The organism is Photobacterium rosenbergii (assembly GCF_033022775.1).
GTDB classification, from domain to species: domain Bacteria; phylum Pseudomonadota; class Gammaproteobacteria; order Enterobacterales; family Vibrionaceae; genus Photobacterium; species Photobacterium rosenbergii_A.
Window position 1 is genome coordinate 153,835 of record NZ_JAWJZI010000001.1, and the last position, 17,490, is coordinate 171,324.

Sequence of the window (17,490 nt, forward strand, 5' to 3'; positions counted from 1 at the left end):
ATGGGTAAATCATCAGTAAAAAGTGCCAAGGCTCCGGCTACTAAGAAGCCGACGACCAAAGCCCCGGCAGTGACTAGTAATGCCCGCCGTCCCCGCCGTGGGCGTGCCCAAGCGACCCGGGTTACAGCACGGCCAAGCGGTGGCAAGGGAAGGCGCCCCACCTTGGCCGAAAACTTCCGGGGCAAATCCGGAGGTGGTTCATCAAGTGGGGCAAAAACAGCGAAAGGGAATCTGGCGAGGCGTGAAAACATCTCGGAATTACGGACAACCAGCCTGTCCAAGACAAAGCGTATGCGGAGGTCTTAATGGGTAAGGGAGGAAGGAGTTCCAGCTCTAACACAACCACGAATACCAATACCAGCGGCCAGAACGCCATCGACGGCGATAACCTTGGTGTATCTATTGCGGGCGTCAATGATTCCAATGTTAACGTTTCGATGACTATGACCGACCACGGCGCCATGCAACGGGCTTCTGATTTGTCAGAGTTGGCACTGCTCAGTAATGCCGATGTGACCGAAGAAGCCCTTTGGGGGATGGCTGATGTCAGTGAAGCCGCGTTGGAAATGGGAGAGCGGTCAGTTGATAAAGCCCTTGGCTTTGGACAGGACGCTATGGACGAAGCCATGAGCTTTGGCCGTGACTCTCTCGAGGGGGCATTGATGTTTGGCAATGAAGCCATGCAGCTCAATGCCGAGGTGAGCAACAACGCCATTGATGAAGTGAGCCAAGCGCACCATGAAAACCTGCAGATGATCGCCGGACTGGCAGGAAACCAAGCAGCTCAAAATACCGAGAACTTGGAAGCCTTAAAGGGATTGGCAGAAATGAACGCCGATGGCGGCCAAGTGGCAACCAGCCGCCAGATGACCATTGTTGTTGGTCTGGTCATGACATTCATGGCGATCATGATGCTTGGAGGTAAGCGATGAATTTTCACCAAGTGATGCAACCGCGCCAGCGTTCGCAGTTCCAAGCCGTGGGCGAGTTTCTGTATGTCGAGGCGTGTACAGAGTCGGTCTCTATCACCACCGAGCGCGGCGATTACCGCCTGAAGCAGGGCGCTCAGATTATCGACCCACAACTGACAGGCCGTGTGACCGTGGAGAACATGGGTGAGGCGGGCACGGTGACGATTATCTGTGGTTTTGGCCGCTATATCCCGCCGACAGACGGGCAGCAAGTGGCGGTAACCCAACTGCCTTCAGTGACCCTGTCACCCAATCAGCAGGTCAATATCGGTCAGTTGCCACAAGTGGCATTGGTTGACGGGCAGGCGGTGGTGGTGTCGCAACTGCCGAAGGTGCAGCTTGAGCCCGACCAGTCCGTGACCGTGTCACAACTACCAAGCGTATCGTTGGCTGAAGGCCAGCAAGTGGCGGTGACGGAACTCCCACGGGTGAAGTTTGAGAGTGGGCAGGCGGTTCGCGTCTATGCCACCACGCCAATGCTCACCAAGCCCGTGGGTGGCGAGAGCATGACAACCAGTGAGTTGGCCATTACCGAGGGCATCGCAGAACTGATTGCCAACACGTCACGCTGTCACGTTTTACTTAAAGCCAGTTCAACCAACGCCGATGCAATCACGCTCGGTACTGGCTGGACATTGGCAGCAGGCGAACAGCTCAAACTTGAAACCACCGCCGCCCTGAGTTTTGCGGGCACTGACGGTGATGCAATCCAAATTATCGAGGTCACACGATGACAGATAAAACATTAAAAGAACGTCTGCCCGTTGGCAGCCCACGAAACAAAGTTGAATATCTGGCGGACGAGTTCGAAAAAACGGCGAATGATTTGTACAGCCGATTGGGTGATAAGGCGGTAAATTTGCTTTCTAACCCCAACTTTACTGAGTTTCTAACGAAGTACAGACCATCTACGGTTGAAGCGAATACACTCATTACTGCAAGCAATGTTCCAGATATATCTCGTGGGACTAAAAATGGTAGGGGTTCAACATTACTCGCTCCATATTGGGCGGTTGAGCATCAAGTAGATGAGTATCTAAGTTTTAATCACTACATTCAGAGAGGCGGTGATGAAATAAAGCCTCACCTAAACCCAGAATGTGGAGAGCTGCATCTTAGTGGTGATACTACGCTATATCAAACTCTAAATATTCCGCTTGGTGGTTCTCTTCACAATGAGGTTAAAGCTAGGGTATCACTCTTTAATCTATCCCCGGGGACTAAAATCACGGTGGGAGTGCGGGATATTAACCTTGAGAATAAAGGACCGTTCTTAGACGGTAATGTTTTCCATTGGTTTGAGACGATTGAATATAACGATGAGTTTGTCGCTGACACTCCAAAAACCTTCGATTTTGAGCCATTCCTTGTTGGCTATCATGGGTGGTGGTTCAATCCAACAAAGGTCTTTTATATCAGAATAGAAAACCCTAGCTCTAGGCTATATGCTATTGAAAGTGCTCAACTATGGCATTCTAAAATTTATGGGAAATCCCCAGATTCCTTTACTCATAATCATGCCCCAAATGCTTATTACGACTTTCCAGCAGAAAGCCCGATTGATGTTTTTTACGACTTACCGATAGAGTTTCTAGGTAATAACAAAATAAGGTTTTCTCGCTCAAGGCCAATAGATGCGCCCTATGGTCTTTTGAACCATATGATATTCACTGGAGAGAGGTACGACTCTGAATTTAGGGTGCTCGAAATTGATCCTTCGAGTGTAACGATACAGATTAACTCTGAACAGTATGAGCACTATCGAGAGCATGGAGAACATATCCTGTATTGCTGTCAGTACAGCAAAATGCCTATAGGGCTTGGGTTCTACGAATGAAATGGCTGATAGCACTAGCCATGGTGCTGTTATGGCTCAACAGCCGCAAGGGGCTGGTTAGCGCAAGTGACCAGCCACGCCAACCGACGAACAACACAGGAATGAACGAAGACATGACCACAGGCATGCCGCGGGGTATCCGCAACAACAACCCGCTGAATATCGAATACAGCAAGCACAACAACTGGCGCGGCCAAGTGTCCAGCGATGGCCGATTTGTGATTTTCGAAGATGATAAATGGGGCTTCCGTGCGGCGGCTCGTATCCTGCGCAGCTATCAAAAGCGCGGGGTAACGACCATCAACGAGATTATCCATACCTTCGCGCCGAGCCATGAAAATGACAGCGACCATTACGCCAATATGGTTGCCACGTGGACGGGCTACGACAAATACCAGGTTCTGGATGCGACCAACGACAATACGGCGGCGGTACTGATTCAGGCCATGGCCCGGATGGAAGTTGGCCGCCAATATCCCATCAATGAAGTGATGGAAGGAGTCGCACTGGCATGACAACTAAGAAAGCCGCTACTTCGGTAGCACTCAGCGTTGCAGGTGTCGTTATCGGTGCCTACACACTCAAATTTCTACGTAAAAAGGGATGGTTATGATTGATTTGAAACAGTCCAGTACCAAAACAGGTTTGATGTTACTTGGCAGTGCCACCGTTGGTTTACTAACAGGTAATAGTGATTTGGTCACCGTGACAATCGGTGAATCTGGTGCGCAATTGGGCGGTACAATTCCCGCCATAGCCGCGATGATGATCGGTTTATTCGACACGGTTCGCAAAGAAAAAGGTTAGGGGGTTCGGATGGGTGAACTGATAAAATTATTTAGTGAGTTGGGGGTAACGCCTCCAACTTTGATCATCTGCTATTTGTTATTTCGTTCTGTTAAAGCGCATGAATCAGTGTTGGGTGAGTTAAAACACATGATAGCCCAACATGAAACGCGAATTCTTAAGCTTGAATGGGAAAAAGAGTCATAATTTCATTACTATATAATAAGCGTGTCAAAATATTGATGTGGAAATTAGCCTTGTTGATAAATTAGTTGTACGTTTAGCTTGTTGATCAGATAGTCAGCAGATTAGCTAATTTATAAAGGATGATATTCATGTATAAAATAATGGGGATATTAGCTCTATCAATATGTTTCAGTAGTACTGCAAGAGCAGAAGTAACTGAACTGGATGTATTGAAAGCTACACCTGCAACCAAGTACGAACTTGGTATGTTCCAACTACAGCTCATGGCACAAGCTTTTAACCATAAGTATTCGGGTGAAAGAGTTAATGGAACAAAGTTCGACATTAAAGATCTTAATGTTATCGAGAGTAATGATAGTTTTGGGCTAATCTTTAGCTACGAAGGCCGCTCAAAATACATGACGGTGGAAAATTGCATCTACATTCATGATGAAAAGACAAAGAAAACATTTTCACCTGCTTTAATTGTCGAAAAACTATGGCCATCATTGAGCAATAAACAGCATGAACAACTTATGAAAAATGTCTCTTTAAGCACACAGTTAGTTGATGAGGACAATGCAAGCTTCACGCAGACTTGTGGCAGTTAATCAGGATTAGCCCGCAACTGCGGGCTTTTTTACGCCTGAGCAAAGGCTAGGGAGCTGATGCGCTGCGCCGGGCATTGAGTTTATCCCTGGCTTTGCGGCAGGCTTTCTTTTTGTCCTTGGGAATGGTTTCTTGCTGGGGCTGTTTGATTCTGCGGCCGCCACGAAACGGCAATGGTGTAACCACATTGGTTCGCACCGGGACATAGTCCAGCTCATACATCCGGCACAAGGCATGATAGCGATCATAACGGAGTGCCCAAGAGTCCAGTTCTTTGGGGCTGAACTGGCGGCCTTCGGGGGTAATGATGATGCAGCGGTGCTCATCAATCCGAAAACCTTGCCAGCGGGTATCATCGGGCAGATAGCCACGGGCTTTAATGATGAGAAGTTTTTCGGCCATCGGGTTCACGTCGATTTTTCCCGTGAGCCATCGTTTGACAGTGATTGGCCGGACGTGAAACCACGCGGAAGCCTCAGCGATGTTGTCGAAGTGACGCCAGAACAGCTTGACGAAGGATTCATGTAGCATGATGTGCCTCGCAAAATTTATCGTTTATAAAAGTTATTTCCGATTAATCAAACGCAGGTTGATAGAGCACGCCGATAATACCTAGCCAACAACAGCAACCGGGCGAAACCCAGCGTTTGTGGGCACAGGACGGTACCGAAAGTTGAGCGGGATAAAAAGCGAGAGGTTTTGATTTAATTAACTGTTTCCAAAGCATTTTGAGACTCCTTAAAGTGAAGTTTCTAAGCTGACACAAATGTCCTAAATCAAATGTTAAAAAAACACCACTCAGTACGTATTATGTATATTATGTTAAATTAGGTATCTATATATAATGCCTTTTATTGGTGCGTACAGTGTTTCCACTGTTTCTAACCCACTCTTTGCTATCAATTTAAATTTCTCTTTTCAATGACACTGTCACTTCGAACCAATTTAACCGTAATGCCGATTTACCATAAAGTAGATAATTTGCAGATAAGCAAAATGTCTTTCGCAGAATGCGTTCGTCAGTTTGCTTTCGTGAAAATTATCTAAGAAAAAGCCCCAAGCTCTGCTTAGGGCTAAATTCGTGGTAATGCCGACAAATGAATTAGCCGCCAGCCAGTTTTACTGTGTGGCCTTTTTTCTCAAGCGCAGCTTTGATTGCATCACGCTTATCGCCTTGGATTTCGATGTTGCCATCTTTAACTGAGCCACCACAGCCACACACTTTTTTCAGTTCGGCAGCTAGCAACTTCAATTGTGCATCTTCTAAGTCTAGGCCCGTTACGATACAAACTCCTTTACCTTTACGGCCTTTTGTCTGGCGTTGAATTCGGACAATACCATCGCCTTTAGGACGTTGCGGTGCTGGTTTGTCTTCTTTAATGCGACCAGTTTCTGTTGAAAATACCAAGCGGCTGTTGTCGTTCATGGGAAAATCTCGTTTAATTTCTTGGATCTGTGAACCAGGTAATATCTTGCGATTTCTCATTTGAATCTCACCTGAACCAGAATACTATCAATAATAGGTACTGTAACGGAAACAGTTATGATTAAAAACGTTATTTTTGATTTTGGCGCTGTACTGTTCGAATGGAACCCTGCAAAAATTGTCTCGACATTTACAGATTCTAAGGACGAACAAGCACTATTACTTGAACACGTTCTCAACCATCCAGACTGGCTTTCGCTAGACCGTGGGACCATGCTTATGGCTGAAGCCATTCCACGCTGTGCAGCACGAGTTAATCTACCTGAGTCTAGGATGGAAGATTTCTTCGAACACATCCAGAGCAGCCTTCATTTGATTGATGAAACGTACGATTTAGTCAACCAAGTCTTGAGCCTTAATTTTTCTGCTTACTTTCTCACAAACATGAGCAGCGCCTTCTTTGAAAAGCTAAATGAGCGCCATGGTCTGTATCAGCTTTTTGATGGCGGCTTGGTCTCGGGCAAAGAGCTTACCATTAAACCGGAAGCCGAGATTTTTGAATTGCTGTGCCAACGATTTGATATTGATCCGAGCGAATCACTCTTCATTGATGATCAACCGAAAAACCTCGATGCCGCTAAAGCATTTGGTTTTGAAGTGTTTCAGTTTAAATCACCTCCAGAAAGCTGTACCAGTATTCGTAATTTGCTAAATATTAACTAGAATTTTTCTTAACAGGATGAAATTCATTTAACATTCATCTGAAAAATGGCATATTGCCTCTTAATTTGTACCTAATAGTCAGGAGTTTTCGTGAAAAGACTTTTTATCCCAGCAATGTTGTTATTCTCTGTTATGGGTTCCAATCTTGCCTTGGCTGAATCAAAAAGTGACGATTCGAAATCGATTGTAGGTCAAGTCGAAACAATCAAAGTTTATGATTTAGATATCGATTATCTCGCACGAATTGATACTGGCGCAGCAACAACCTCTATTCATGCCAAGGATATTAAGGTGGTTGGTGATGAAAGCGACAGTGATAACATGCGCGATCACCTTGGCCATACCGTTGAATTCACTTCTATCAATGAGAAAGGTGAAGAAGCAACCTATAAAGGTAAAATCGTTAAAGTCAGCAAAATCCGTAACGCACAAGGCGTTGAAAGACGTTATGCCGTCAAGATGGACCTGGGCTGGAACGGTGAGCATAAGACTGTTGCTGTGAACCTTCGTGACAGAAGTAAATTAGAATACAAACTCCTTATCGGTCGTAACTGGCTAGAAGGTGACTATTTAGTCGACGTTGAGAAACTCGATGAAAACGATTAATTGATTTGCAGCGAGCTTATAAAAAAACGCCCTACTCTGGGCGTTTTTTTATTGCTGCTTGTTCTGCTGCAGCTTAGCGATTACCAAGTCTAAATGCTTTTTTATTGCTGTTGGAGAACCTTTCAACAGCTTGCTGCCTAACATGACATACCAGCCATTTGGTTCTCCATTATCATTGATCAACTTAAAGCCTTTGTACTCTTCTATTCTCTGATCAACGCGTTCAGCTTTATTCCCAGCAAGAAACTTTTCAGGTGGCATAAATGTTTGCATGTCATACCACCAATCAATGCTTTTCTTCACAAGCGTAAGCTTATGGATAATCGTATTTCCATTAATGGTTGTTTTCCAACCATCCGGTGCTCCCGAGGCGTTTTCAATATTGTGGCCTCTATGGAACAGTCTTTTTTTCATTTCTGCCTCGTTCGGTTGAGCCATAATGAGCCTTATGTTTTTCATAAGATTTTTTAATATAAGCATCAAATCTTAGGTTTGTCTGCTGTTAAAGCTCATTAGTGTTACATTTGTGCGATTATATATGAAGTTTTGGGATATCTATATTAGAATATGATAAGCAATAAATTATAGTGCATTAGAAGGGTAACCTATGGCTAAAGAGATTGAACCAATACAAGACGAAATCGAATGTTTGATGAGTATTAAGCGTTTCAATCAGCCATTAGACTCTGTTGAAACCATGAGAACCTTAACACAGGATCAATACGCTTCAAATACTCTCATTTCATTCAAAAATGATTGGAATAATTTCCTGGCCTTTTGTTTCGCGGAGCATATCCCTGCACTTCCGGCAAAAGCCGACACTGTTCGCCGCTATATTGAGCAGATGGCGAAAGTGAGAAAGTTAGCTAGCCTTAAACGTTACATCGTCACAATATCACTTATACACCGCTGTCATAATCTGAGCGATCCTTGTGCTAAATCCGAAATTCGCTTAGCCATGAAGAAGCAGCAGCTCGAAAAGCATGACGACTATCAAAATGCCGCCCCTTTTAGAGATGAACACTTACAACAATTGATTGATAGCTTCGAGATTTCCACAAAGCCTAAAGATATCAGAGATTTGGCGATATGGGCAGTGATGTTTGAAGCTATGCTCAAACGCAGTGAACTCGCCTCCCTTTCTGTTGAAAATTTATACGTGCATAGCTCAGGGCTTATAGATTTAGATGTAAATCAGACCACAATTTCACTCAGTAGTATCGCATCTAAAGCTCTTCAGCGTTGGTTGGTTATTGGCATGATTGAAAACGGTTTTGTTTTCAGACGTATCGACAGGCACAGTAATATCGGCGATAAACCATTAGATCATTCGTCAATCTACCGTGTTTTCCGTCGAGCTAGTGACGAATTAGGACTAGGAGATACCTCTCTATTTTCAGGCCAGTCTCCACGCGTTGGTGCGGCCAAAGATCTCTCCGATGCCGGGTTATCTATCATCGAAATCCAAGAGCAAGGCCGTTGGAAGAGCCCCGCAATGCCGGCCCAATATGTAGGCAACACTGATAGGTACAATAAAGAAGTCAGTAAGTTCATCAAAGCTAAGCCCTGGGAAAAATAGGATTTATCTTGGTGTAGAATAATGTGATATCAAGGGCGATATACAATAAATTATAGTGCGTTAGGTTTGCAGTTTCACTCCCTTTTCGGCTCATCGGTCCAATGGTCTTCGTAACCAACACTTAAATCGATTGGATAAGTAATTCTTGCGAACAAGCTCCTTAGAGGCTCCATGTTTCCAAAATACCCTGCCTGATTCGCATCAACCCATTCGTTTAGTCCGATACCTTCCCAACACACCTCATAGCCTGCATTGATAGCCAGTATCTCAAAAAAGATGCGTTGAACCCGACCATTACCTTCTCGAAACGGGTGAATGACATTGAGTTCGCAATAAAAGAAAGCCAACTTATCAATAAACTCAGCTCGCTCAAGTTGGCACAAATTGTTTAGTCCTGCCAGCTCTTCGAGTAGCTTGTTTGTTTCACGCTCTATGTTTTCCCAATGGCAGAAATGCGTTTCACCCTTGGTGATATCAACGCTTCTCGGCACCCCAGCCCATGAATATAAGTCTTGAAACAAAGTTCTGTGAATTTGCTTTAGGTACTCGAATGAAAAATTATTAAAGACAGGCTCAAAATGGCTAGCACGTACTCGGGTAAAGTCACGTTCAGCCGCCTCAAGTTCATCTTCATCTCGAATATTGAGTAAGTTAATGAGAACGGTACTTTCTGGATAACAATCCGGGTCTCTATCTACCCCATACCTATCTGGCATAATGTCCTTTTAACTGTCTGATCTGTTCAATTTCAGTCAAACCACTTTCTGAGTTGGCAGACTCTTCTTGCTCTAAGTGGATACCTTCTAATCGCAAACTTGCACGATAGTTTTTAGCTTGCAGTTGCTTAAAGCGCCGCTGCTTTTCATCATCCGTTAACATTAAAAATCTTGTTGCCTCATCATTGTTATAGTTTCTGGCGTACATGAAAAAGTATAGCCACTTTGCATTAGGTTGAAAAAAGCCGGGTCTGAAACCCGGCTCTTCATCACTTCACATTGTTCTTTATTGCCTGCTCCAAAAAACCTTTGAATGTATGGCCATGGTGCTCAAGCATTTTAGGGAACATTGAAATTGGCGTCATTCCTGGGAAGGTATTGATCTCATTCAGCAGGATCTCGCCATCTTCACTCAAGAAAAAGTCAATCCGAGACAAGTCTTTAAGCTTCATATGAACAAACGCTTTACGTGCATAATTGCGAATGTCCTCGATTTGTTCTTCAGTCAGGTTGGAAGCTTCCACTGCAGTTGTAGAATGGCTATCCGCACTGTATTTCTCTTCATAGGTATAGAACTGATCATCAGGGCAAGATACTTCACCAGGTTTGGTGATGATGAGTTCACCGTTGAATTCATAAGAAGAGATTTCAAGTTCGCGAGGCTTGATGGCTTTCTCTATCAACACTTGCTCTGAATAACCAAATGCAGCGTTGATGGCCTCTGAAAGTGCTGCCTTTTCGGTGACACGGTAACAACCTACCGATGAACCTTGACTTGCTGCCTTGACGAACACTTTCCCCCACTTATCAAAAGCGTCTTCTGCTTGTTGATGGGCCTGTTCATTGTTTTCACTCAGGAAAACATAAGGCGTATTTGGGATGCCTAACGCATCGAACCAAAGCTTCGTAGTGATTTTATTGAAGCAGTTTGTGCTAGCCTCTGCACCACAGCCTAAATATGGCAGTTTTGCCATATCAAGAAATGATTGAAGATCACCTGTTTCACCTGGGAAGCCATGGACACATGGGATCACATAATCAACCTTCTGCTGACCATCACCTTGGTGCAAAGTACGGTCGAGGTTAAGGTGGCAAAGCTGGTCATCTTGATTGAACCAACCATCGGACTTCATTTCAATTCGGGTATACGTAATGTCGTCAATCTGCTTGAGCTGCTGTTCAATGTAATTGGCAGATACTAGAGAGACTTCGTGTTCGGCGCTTCCACCGCCACAGAGTAATAAAACGTGGATTGAGCTCATTATCATCCCTTGTGTAAAATTCTTCCTTAATAGTAATAAAAAAAAGGTGACTATTGCACCTCATATCTATAGTTATGGAGAATTCTTTCGAATATTTGACAAATACCAGTCCAAAAAGCCAAATCTCGCTCAACTATCATGATTTTGATTTACCTAATGAACAAAACCCACAACCTCAAGTAAAGATTGTGGGTTCATTATTACGGATAATTTACGCTGCTTCTACTGCAAACTGATTTCAGATTCTATTTGCATAAGCAACAGTTAGTTCAATCGAGTCAACTTAGGCGTTGGAGAAGCCTTGACTTCATCTAGATCGCGGATGAAAGGCCCATATGTTTTCACATCATTAGGCAGCGCATCTAAGGCTGAACGCGCTTGCTCTTTTGTTTCAAATTGACCATAAAGCAAGGTATACCAAGGCACACCATTGATTTTCTTCACATTCGTCCAAACTGGTTTGTCCGACGGAAGCTTGTTCATATAGGTTGTGAATCCCTTATTATGACTTAGCGCCAACACCTGAATAGAATAGCCTGATTTAGACAATTCAAGATTCGAAGAAGCATTCTCTTCCGCGGCCTTTTTGATGACCTCTGTTGCTGTTGCTTGATCAGCACCATCATCAACATCAGAAATTGTTGTTTCATCTAGCTTTGCCAGAGTCTCAGACTCCATTTTCTCTTGAACAAAAACTTCTTCTGTTGAGGAAGTGATTATTTCAGTATTCCCTGAATCAGATGCACACCCTGAAATCGCCGTAACTACAGCCAATACGGCTAGTTTTTTCATTATTTCTCTGCCAGACAAAAATCTAATCACATTGTGCCGCCGGAAATTCCACCATTCAAGCCTAAGTTTAAGATAGATCAATAACTATCTGCCCTGCATCACAGGAATTACAGGTAATATATATACCCAAGTCACCTCAATGTGCATGTTCAGCGAGAATTTCTAAGCTTATAGACAAGGCATTGTTTTGAAGATCTAGTGGTTCTAAATCAAGAAACAATAACGCGGTTTAGAAGCTTAGAAAACTCGCCCTCCGGGAGGGTGTCAGCCCATTCACTCCTTCGTTGAAGCTTTTTGAAAGGGAGTGCCATTCCTGCAAACCTTCGCCTTGCATTGAATGCGCTGACAACCCTCTGAATCCTGCAGCTTGAGGTAACTTGGGTATAACAGCATTCTTTCTTTTTCATTGGAGCCCATCATGGCCGATCCTCATATTCAGAGCGAACTAGATAATCTGGATAAATTTACGGTAATCTTATATCGAACAGCTCTGACAGCCGCTGCTGGCATTATGTCTATCCTAGCTTGGGAAATCGATGTGGGCACCACAGCCCTTGTTATTGCCGCAATATTAGCTACAACAACGGTGCACATATACGATAAGCGTTTCCGTTGGCTAATTCTTGGCAGTGCTCTCTTTGCTGTCTGCTGGTTATTGGCTGATCTATGGACACCACTGGCGCTTGGCGCAGCACTGTTTTCTTTTAGTGCCCTGGCCATTAAAGAGTATTTTTGCTTTCAATTAAAACCACTATTACTCACACCTCTCGCTTTGGCGGGATTCTGGTTCTGTTTGGTGTTCAACCAGACTCAGATCAGTATTGCATTTAGCATGACCGGCGCCATCTTGTTGGCTGTAGCGGCATTTTCTAAATGGCGAATGCCAATGCACTACGACATCGGCGACAAGTCAAAATATCAGATCTAATTTTCGCACTTAAGTTGATCCTTGTGGCAAAGGACCTGCCACTCCCCCGGCCTAACAACCCCGCTAAATGACCGCTCTTCTTCTTGCTAATTGATTGATATTAGGCATTGATCACAGCTCACATACTTTTGCCAGAAACTCAGTAGCGGTTTAGTTACACTCAGTGAAAAGTATTGGCAAAAAGAGTTGTGATATGGACGGATTAGACAAACTGCTCAAACCCAAGTCAATCGCCGTGATCGGTGCCTCCGATAGCCCTAATAGAGCCGGTAATGTGGTGATCCGCAACCTCCTATCAGGATCCTTCCATGGCCCTATCATGCCCGTCACTCCAAAATATGATGCAGTTGCCGGTGTCCTTGCCTATCCAACCATAGACAGCCTACCCCGAGTGCCAGATTTAGCCATTGTCTGTACCAATGCTCACCGCAATGTCGAGATCATCCGTCAGCTTGGTGAAAAAGGTGTAAAAGTTGCCATAGTGCTTGCCGCGGGGATGGCCAACATCGTTACCGATGGACAAACTGAGGAGCAACGCATGTTTGACGTTGCTAGACAGTTTAATATGCGCTTGGTCGGGCCGAACAGTATGGGACTCATACTGCCCTGGATAAACCTCAATGCGTCTTTTTCGCCCATTGCCGCCAATAAAGGCAATATCGCCTTTATTTCACAGTCTGCTGCCGTGTGTACCACAATCCTCGATTGGGCAAAAAATAAGAATGTTGGTTTTTCTACCTTCCTTTCCCTTGGTGACGCCTGTGATATCAACTTCGCGGAGCTTCTTGATAACTTATGCCGCGATAGCAAAACCGAAGCTATTCTGCTCTACATTGATTCGGTGAAAGATGCACGCAGGTTTATGTCTGCGGCTCGAGCTGCTGCACGAAACCGCCGGATCCTTGTGGTAAAAAGCGGTAGAACCCAAGCAGGCAGTGCTGCCGCTTTCTTGCACACCGGCTCGCCTGCTGGCTTAGATGCTGTTTACGATGCTGCGATACGTCGTTCGGGGATGCTGCGAGTAAACAATACCCACGAGCTGTTTGCTGCGGTCGAAACCCTTGCCCATTCTGTCCCTTTGCGCGGAGAACGCCTGGCGATTTTAACTAATGGCGGAGGCCCTGCCATTATGGCAGTCGACGCACTTGCTGATCGAGGCGGTAAACTGGCTCAATTAAGTGATGAGACCACCAGCAAACTGTCTGCCATTTTACCGTCATGCTGGTCCAAGGCTAACCCGATCGACATCATCGGTGATGCAGATATCAATCGCTATGAGCAAGCCGTTAAAATTCTATTAGACAGTGATGATTTTGATGCACTGCTAATTATGCACTCACCATCTGCAATAGCGGCGGGCAACGAAACAGCTAAACGTTTAGTGGAAGTGTTAAATTCCCACCCAAGAACCCGTAAGTTCAATATCTTGACCAATTGGGCGGGCGAAGATGAGGCCATTATTTCACGTAAGATTTTCACCGAAGCTGGCTATCCGGCTTATCGTACACCTGAAAGTGCGGTTTCGGCTTTCATGCATTTAGTGGAATACCGCAGAAACCAAAAGCAACTGATGGAAACCCCGGTTTCTTTCGGCGAAACAAAAGCCAACCCCCAACATGTCCATGACGTGGTTAACCACCTACTCGCACAAGGTGTTACCCAACTTGAAACACATGATGTGAGGCCGGTGTTGGAAGCATATGGATTCACAACCCTTCCAACATGGATAGCGAGTGATCCTGCTGAAGCCGCCCATATCGCCAACCAAATTGGTTACCCTGTTGCTGTTAAATTGCGCTCACCGGATATTCCCCACAAATCAGAAGTGCATGGTGTACTGCTGTATTTACGTACAGCCGAAGAAGTCGCCAACGGCGCGCAGGCTATTCTTGACCGGGTGTCATTGGAATATCCAAATGCACGAATTGATGGCTTGCTAGTACAACGGATGGCTAAACGAGCTGGCGCTCAGGAATTACGTCTATCAGTCCATCACGACACGACTTTTGGCCCTGTTATTTTACTGGGAGAAGATGCCGGCGATTGGGACATCCATAAAAATGCTGCGGTTGGCATCCCGCCGTTAAACATGGCACTTGCGCGCTATATGGTGATCAATGCGATTAAAACCGGCAAGATTACGCAGCGAAATTTACCTGAAAAAATTGATATTCCCGCGCTTTGCCGCCTATTGGTAAAGACATCTCAGCTCATCATTGACTGCCCGGAGATAGAGTCGTTTGATATCCACCCGCTGCTGGCTACCGGTGATGAAATGACCGTCATCGATGCGTCAATGACACTTCGTCAGTTTAAAGGTAATCGACAACAACGCTTGGCCATTCGTCCTTATCCCAAAGAGCTTGAAGAAACTGTCGCACTTAATAATGGCGAGCGCATTTTGCTGCGGCCAATTTTACCAGAAGACGAACCACAACACGCTGAGTTTATCGCTAAAGTCTCGGTTGAAGATCTCTATAAGCGTTTTTTCTCTGATGTCGGTGAGTTTAACCATGAAGCGTTGGCAAATCTTACCCAGATTGACTACGACCGTGAAATGGCGTTTGTTGCCGTACAGCATTCAACCAATAACAAAGGTGAGCCGGAAGAGTCCATTGTCGGAGTTACCCGGGCCTTGTCGGACCCTGAGAATATTGAAGCCGAGTTTGCCATCCTTGTGCGCTCGGATCTTAAGGGGGTCGGCCTTGGCAGTATATTGATGAATAAGATCATCCGATATTGCCGGGAGGCCGGTTTACAACGAATTACAGGTATGACAATGCCCTCTAATCGTGGAATGATCATGCTTGCCCAAAAAGTTGGGTTCGAGATCGATATTCAGATGGAAGATGGAATCGTTGAGATGTTACTCCCTCTTCCTTCAGAACGATAACCGTCGATAGCAGGTTCTGGGCGAAATCGATAGCAACATCCCAATCCTGCTCATCAATAGCGAATTGAAGATCGGCCATGAAGGTCTTTAGATATTCACAATGGTCAAAGTCATCTGAAAATTCGGTGGTATTTAATTTCATGTATCCTCCTAATTGGAGGTTGCATGATATAAATTACAGGAAATGTGACTTACCTTTTTACGCCACCTCACCACAAAGCGCTCAAAAAACAACCAGCAATAAGGTCTTGAGGACGAATTATTGCTTAGCCTGCTTTTTCCAAAGTGAGGTAATATGCTGAATACACCAGGATTTTGCCTTACCCATTCGACTTCTATTCCAAGCAATCACTAATTCAAGCTCATAAACAGGATCATCTCCAATCACCACCAGCTCCCCACTATCAATCGCTTCTTTTGCATAACTGTATGACATAGTTGCAATGCCGAGCCCTGCTTTCAAAGCCAGCAACTTGTCATGCATTGAAGACACGGTCAGTAATGGCTGGTCATCGAGAATATTGTAGGTTATAGGTGGTAGGTTCCTTGCCGTATCAGCAACTGCAATGCCGCGATACTGCTTTCTAATCATAGGATCCAACGGGTATTTATGTTTATGGATCGGATGGTCTGGATGCGCAACCCATATAGTATCTATGGTTCCTAGTGTTTGAATCTTAGCTTCAGGGGGAGCAACCGTAGGTGCTGGGGCAATAAGGATGTCAGCACGGTCTTGGGCCAACGCCTCCCAGCAACCGGCTAAGATCTCTTCATGGAAGCGGACACGGGTTTTGCTCTGTTGGGCCAACCCTTCCACCAGCGGAAATAAGGCATCCACTTTGACCAAGCCGTCATAAGCAATCGTGATATCCAACTCCCAACCATGTGCCAACGCACTGGCATCGGCAATCATCTCATCTGCCGCAGTGAGTAGCATCCGGCCTCTATCAAGCAATAGATGCCCAGCCTTAGTAAATACGGCTTTGTGACCTGAGCGATCAAAGATCACTAAATCCAAATCTTGCTCGAGTTTTTGAACCTGATAACTCAAAGATGAAGGCGCTCTGCCTAATTCTTCCGATGCCGCAGCAAAACTTCCTCTTCGCTCAATAGCGTCTAGCACCATCAAAGCTTCAAAAGACAATAGCTTGTTCACCTTCTCTCCTTGTTTTTATAATCATCAATAAATAGTTATTGATATTTCACCTTATCGATCCTCGCTTAGCAAATCCATAAATTATTGCTCATTTTTCATGTAATAGCGTTAAGATCACTCTATCACTTATGCTGATGAGTCATACTCACCACCGTTCAGTAAACAGCTAGGATTTGTACATGAATTTTTCAACCAGTATTCACAATCGCAAAAAACTGAATAGTTATTGTCTTATGTTTCTACTGCTATTGGTTTGTCTTATTAGTCTCTTTTCCAATCGAGGCATGAGTAATGAACTTCCTACTATTCGCTATGCATTCATTCCTAGCTTAGATGAGCTTGACCAACAAACTATTCAAGAAATAAGACAGACTGACACCCTAAACACAGTCCAAGAGCTATCCGACTCAGTATTTAATCTCGCCGAGCCCGTGAATATTGTTTTTGGTACCGAAGATGGCCCCTTATACGATCCCGAATCCGATCAGATTGAAATTCCTTATCACTTTTGGCGAGAAATGATTGACAATTTTTCCGCTGATTTTCATGACAATACAGAGCAAGCTAAATTATCCCAGGAAGACAGCCAGTATGTTTACCAGGCAGCAGAAGGTGCTCTATTACACACTCTACTTCATGAAGTTGGACATGCCTATATTGCATTGAACCAAGTCCCTATAGTTGGCAAAGAAGAAGACGCGGCAGATAGTTTTGCCAATGTTCTCATGCTTAACTATTTGGAAGATGGTGATAGCCAAGCGATACATGCTGCAACCCTATTCGCTATTGAAGATAAACAAATCGACAGTTTTGATGATTTAGATTTTATAGATGAGCACAGTTTGGATATTCAACGCTACTATTACAGCCTATGTTTGATCTACGGCAGTGATCCCGAACAGTATCAGACCCTATTCCAAGATCTAGAATCAGAAGTTAAAACTGAACGCGAAGAAATATGCATTGAGGAATTTGATCGTGTGACGGCAAGTTGGACAAGCTACTTCAAAAACGGTTAAA

Annotated in this window: 21 protein-coding genes; 13 read left to right on the top strand and 8 right to left on the bottom strand. The window is 44.7% G+C overall.

Annotated elements, in window-relative coordinates:
• The 7 genes from R2X38_RS00700 to R2X38_RS00730 all read left to right on the top strand — a co-directional run bounded on the left by R2X38_RS00700 (window position 1) and on the right by R2X38_RS00730 (window position 4,391).
• Window positions 1-306 carry a hypothetical protein gene (locus R2X38_RS00700; protein WP_317520067.1) on the top strand — a complete coding sequence of 102 codons (306 nt, stop codon included), beginning with the start codon at window positions 1-3 and terminating at the stop codon, window positions 304-306.
• Window positions 306-932, top strand: coding sequence for a chemotaxis protein (locus R2X38_RS00705; protein WP_317520069.1), 627 nt, complete (start codon window positions 306-308; stop codon window positions 930-932). The genes R2X38_RS00700 and R2X38_RS00705 overlap by 1 nt, the downstream gene beginning before the upstream one ends.
• On the top strand, window positions 929-1,705 hold the full coding sequence (locus R2X38_RS00710) for a hypothetical protein (RefSeq protein WP_317520070.1): 777 nt from the start codon (window positions 929-931) through the stop codon (window positions 1,703-1,705). Before R2X38_RS00705 ends, R2X38_RS00710 begins: the two co-directional genes overlap by 4 nt.
• Window positions 1,702-2,808 carry a hypothetical protein gene (locus tag R2X38_RS00715; RefSeq protein ID WP_317520071.1) on the top strand — a complete coding sequence of 369 codons (1,107 nt, stop codon included), beginning with the start codon at window positions 1,702-1,704 and terminating at the stop codon, window positions 2,806-2,808. The genes R2X38_RS00710 and R2X38_RS00715 overlap by 4 nt, the downstream gene beginning before the upstream one ends.
• On the top strand, window positions 2,805-3,323 hold the full coding sequence (locus tag R2X38_RS00720; protein ID WP_317520072.1) for a virion protein: 519 nt from the start codon (window positions 2,805-2,807) through the stop codon (window positions 3,321-3,323). Before R2X38_RS00715 ends, R2X38_RS00720 begins: the two co-directional genes overlap by 4 nt.
• 94 nt (window positions 3,324-3,417) lie before the next feature.
• Window positions 3,418-3,615, top strand: a complete 198-nt coding sequence (locus R2X38_RS00725) for a hypothetical protein (RefSeq protein WP_317520073.1) — start codon at window positions 3,418-3,420, stop codon at window positions 3,613-3,615.
• A gap of 314 nt (window positions 3,616-3,929) precedes the next feature.
• Window positions 3,930-4,391 carry a hypothetical protein gene (locus R2X38_RS00730; protein ID WP_317520074.1) on the top strand — a complete coding sequence of 154 codons (462 nt, stop codon included), beginning with the start codon at window positions 3,930-3,932 and terminating at the stop codon, window positions 4,389-4,391.
• Between the two features lie 46 nt (window positions 4,392-4,437).
• On the opposite strand, the gene R2X38_RS00735 is transcribed toward R2X38_RS00730, so the two are convergent.
• The gene (locus tag R2X38_RS00735) at window positions 4,438-4,920 is read right to left on the bottom strand and encodes a phage protein (RefSeq protein ID WP_317520075.1); all 483 of its coding nucleotides are present in this window, start codon (window positions 4,918-4,920) and stop codon (window positions 4,438-4,440) included.
• Between the two features lie 571 nt (window positions 4,921-5,491).
• Window positions 5,492-5,815 carry a stress response translation initiation inhibitor YciH gene (gene yciH / locus R2X38_RS00740; protein ID WP_317520880.1) on the bottom strand — a complete coding sequence of 108 codons (324 nt, stop codon included), beginning with the start codon at window positions 5,813-5,815 and terminating at the stop codon, window positions 5,492-5,494.
• Window positions 5,816-5,932: 117 nt separating this feature from the next.
• Between yciH and R2X38_RS00745 the strand changes: the two genes are divergently transcribed.
• Together R2X38_RS00745 and R2X38_RS00750 are read left to right on the top strand one after the other, a co-directional pair.
• On the top strand, window positions 5,933-6,538 hold the full coding sequence (locus R2X38_RS00745) for an HAD family phosphatase (protein WP_317520076.1): 606 nt from the start codon (window positions 5,933-5,935) through the stop codon (window positions 6,536-6,538).
• A gap of 90 nt (window positions 6,539-6,628) precedes the next feature.
• The gene (locus R2X38_RS00750; RefSeq protein ID WP_317520077.1) at window positions 6,629-7,144 is read left to right on the top strand and encodes an ATP-dependent zinc protease; all 516 of its coding nucleotides are present in this window, start codon (window positions 6,629-6,631) and stop codon (window positions 7,142-7,144) included.
• A 48-nt stretch (window positions 7,145-7,192) separates the two neighbouring features.
• On the opposite strand, the gene R2X38_RS00755 is transcribed toward R2X38_RS00750, so the two are convergent.
• Window positions 7,193-7,582 carry a DUF3319 domain-containing protein gene (locus tag R2X38_RS00755; protein WP_317520078.1) on the bottom strand — a complete coding sequence of 130 codons (390 nt, stop codon included), beginning with the start codon at window positions 7,580-7,582 and terminating at the stop codon, window positions 7,193-7,195.
• Window positions 7,583-7,751: 169 nt separating this feature from the next.
• Between R2X38_RS00755 and R2X38_RS00760 the strand changes: the two genes are divergently transcribed.
• The gene (locus tag R2X38_RS00760; RefSeq protein WP_317520079.1) at window positions 7,752-8,723 is read left to right on the top strand and encodes a tyrosine-type recombinase/integrase; all 972 of its coding nucleotides are present in this window, start codon (window positions 7,752-7,754) and stop codon (window positions 8,721-8,723) included.
• A gap of 74 nt (window positions 8,724-8,797) precedes the next feature.
• Here the strand turns inward: R2X38_RS00760 and R2X38_RS00765 are convergent, their stop codons facing one another.
• The 4 genes from R2X38_RS00765 to R2X38_RS00780 all read right to left on the bottom strand — a co-directional run bounded on the left by R2X38_RS00765 (window position 8,798) and on the right by R2X38_RS00780 (window position 11,493).
• Window positions 8,798-9,439, bottom strand: a complete 642-nt coding sequence (locus R2X38_RS00765; RefSeq protein WP_317520080.1) for a putative adenosine monophosphate-protein transferase Fic — start codon at window positions 9,437-9,439, stop codon at window positions 8,798-8,800.
• The gene (locus R2X38_RS00770; protein WP_317520081.1) at window positions 9,429-9,602 is read right to left on the bottom strand and encodes a YhfG family protein; all 174 of its coding nucleotides are present in this window, start codon (window positions 9,600-9,602) and stop codon (window positions 9,429-9,431) included. Before R2X38_RS00770 ends, R2X38_RS00765 begins: the two co-directional genes overlap by 11 nt.
• Window positions 9,603-9,708: 106 nt before the next feature.
• A complete protein-coding gene (locus R2X38_RS00775; protein ID WP_317520082.1) occupies window positions 9,709-10,701 on the bottom strand; it encodes a D-alanine--D-alanine ligase in 993 nt (330 codons plus the stop codon).
• Window positions 10,702-10,965: 264 nt separating this feature from the next.
• On the bottom strand, window positions 10,966-11,493 hold the full coding sequence (locus R2X38_RS00780; protein WP_317520083.1) for an SPOR domain-containing protein: 528 nt from the start codon (window positions 11,491-11,493) through the stop codon (window positions 10,966-10,968).
• Window positions 11,494-11,911: 418 nt separating this feature from the next.
• On the opposite strand from R2X38_RS00780, the gene R2X38_RS00785 reads away from it, so the two are divergent.
• On the top strand, window positions 11,912-12,421 hold the full coding sequence (locus R2X38_RS00785) for a DUF2301 domain-containing membrane protein (RefSeq protein WP_317520084.1): 510 nt from the start codon (window positions 11,912-11,914) through the stop codon (window positions 12,419-12,421).
• Between the two features lie 193 nt (window positions 12,422-12,614).
• The gene (locus R2X38_RS00790) at window positions 12,615-15,314 is read left to right on the top strand and encodes a bifunctional acetate--CoA ligase family protein/GNAT family N-acetyltransferase (protein WP_317520086.1); all 2,700 of its coding nucleotides are present in this window, start codon (window positions 12,615-12,617) and stop codon (window positions 15,312-15,314) included.
• 259 nt (window positions 15,315-15,573) lie between these two features.
• Here the strand turns inward: R2X38_RS00790 and R2X38_RS00795 are convergent, their stop codons facing one another.
• A complete protein-coding gene (locus R2X38_RS00795; RefSeq protein WP_317520087.1) occupies window positions 15,574-16,470 on the bottom strand; it encodes a LysR family transcriptional regulator in 897 nt (298 codons plus the stop codon).
• 179 nt (window positions 16,471-16,649) lie between these two features.
• Between R2X38_RS00795 and R2X38_RS00800 the strand changes: the two genes are divergently transcribed.
• Window positions 16,650-17,489, top strand: a complete 840-nt coding sequence (locus tag R2X38_RS00800) for a DUF4344 domain-containing metallopeptidase (protein WP_317520088.1) — start codon at window positions 16,650-16,652, stop codon at window positions 17,487-17,489.
• The last annotated feature ends 1 nt before the right edge of the window (window position 17,490 follow it).

Coding starts and splice junctions, on each gene's coding strand:
- R2X38_RS00700 (WP_317520067.1), top strand. CDS start 1: ATGGGTAAATCATCAGTAAAAAGTGCCAAGGCTCCGGCTACTAAGAAG.
- R2X38_RS00705 (WP_317520069.1), top strand. CDS start 306: ATGGGTAAGGGAGGAAGGAGTTCCAGCTCTAACACAACCACGAATACC.
- R2X38_RS00710 (WP_317520070.1), top strand. CDS start 929: ATGAATTTTCACCAAGTGATGCAACCGCGCCAGCGTTCGCAGTTCCAA.
- R2X38_RS00715 (WP_317520071.1), top strand. CDS start 1,702: ATGACAGATAAAACATTAAAAGAACGTCTGCCCGTTGGCAGCCCACGA.
- R2X38_RS00720 (WP_317520072.1), top strand. CDS start 2,805: ATGAAATGGCTGATAGCACTAGCCATGGTGCTGTTATGGCTCAACAGC.
- R2X38_RS00725 (WP_317520073.1), top strand. CDS start 3,418: ATGATTGATTTGAAACAGTCCAGTACCAAAACAGGTTTGATGTTACTT.
- R2X38_RS00730 (WP_317520074.1), top strand. CDS start 3,930: ATGTATAAAATAATGGGGATATTAGCTCTATCAATATGTTTCAGTAGT.
- R2X38_RS00735 (WP_317520075.1), bottom strand. CDS start 4,920: ATGCTACATGAATCCTTCGTCAAGCTGTTCTGGCGTCACTTCGACAAC.
- yciH (WP_317520880.1), bottom strand. CDS start 5,815: ATGAACGACAACAGCCGCTTGGTATTTTCAACAGAAACTGGTCGCATT.
- R2X38_RS00745 (WP_317520076.1), top strand. CDS start 5,933: ATGATTAAAAACGTTATTTTTGATTTTGGCGCTGTACTGTTCGAATGG.
- R2X38_RS00755 (WP_317520078.1), bottom strand. CDS start 7,582: ATGGCTCAACCGAACGAGGCAGAAATGAAAAAAAGACTGTTCCATAGA.
- R2X38_RS00760 (WP_317520079.1), top strand. CDS start 7,752: ATGGCTAAAGAGATTGAACCAATACAAGACGAAATCGAATGTTTGATG.
- R2X38_RS00765 (WP_317520080.1), bottom strand. CDS start 9,439: ATGCCAGATAGGTATGGGGTAGATAGAGACCCGGATTGTTATCCAGAA.
- R2X38_RS00770 (WP_317520081.1), bottom strand. CDS start 9,602: ATGTTAACGGATGATGAAAAGCAGCGGCGCTTTAAGCAACTGCAAGCT.
- R2X38_RS00775 (WP_317520082.1), bottom strand. CDS start 10,701: ATGAGCTCAATCCACGTTTTATTACTCTGTGGCGGTGGAAGCGCCGAA.
- R2X38_RS00780 (WP_317520083.1), bottom strand. CDS start 11,493: ATGAAAAAACTAGCCGTATTGGCTGTAGTTACGGCGATTTCAGGGTGT.
- R2X38_RS00785 (WP_317520084.1), top strand. CDS start 11,912: ATGGCCGATCCTCATATTCAGAGCGAACTAGATAATCTGGATAAATTT.
- R2X38_RS00790 (WP_317520086.1), top strand. CDS start 12,615: ATGGACGGATTAGACAAACTGCTCAAACCCAAGTCAATCGCCGTGATC.
- R2X38_RS00800 (WP_317520088.1), top strand. CDS start 16,650: ATGAATTTTTCAACCAGTATTCACAATCGCAAAAAACTGAATAGTTAT.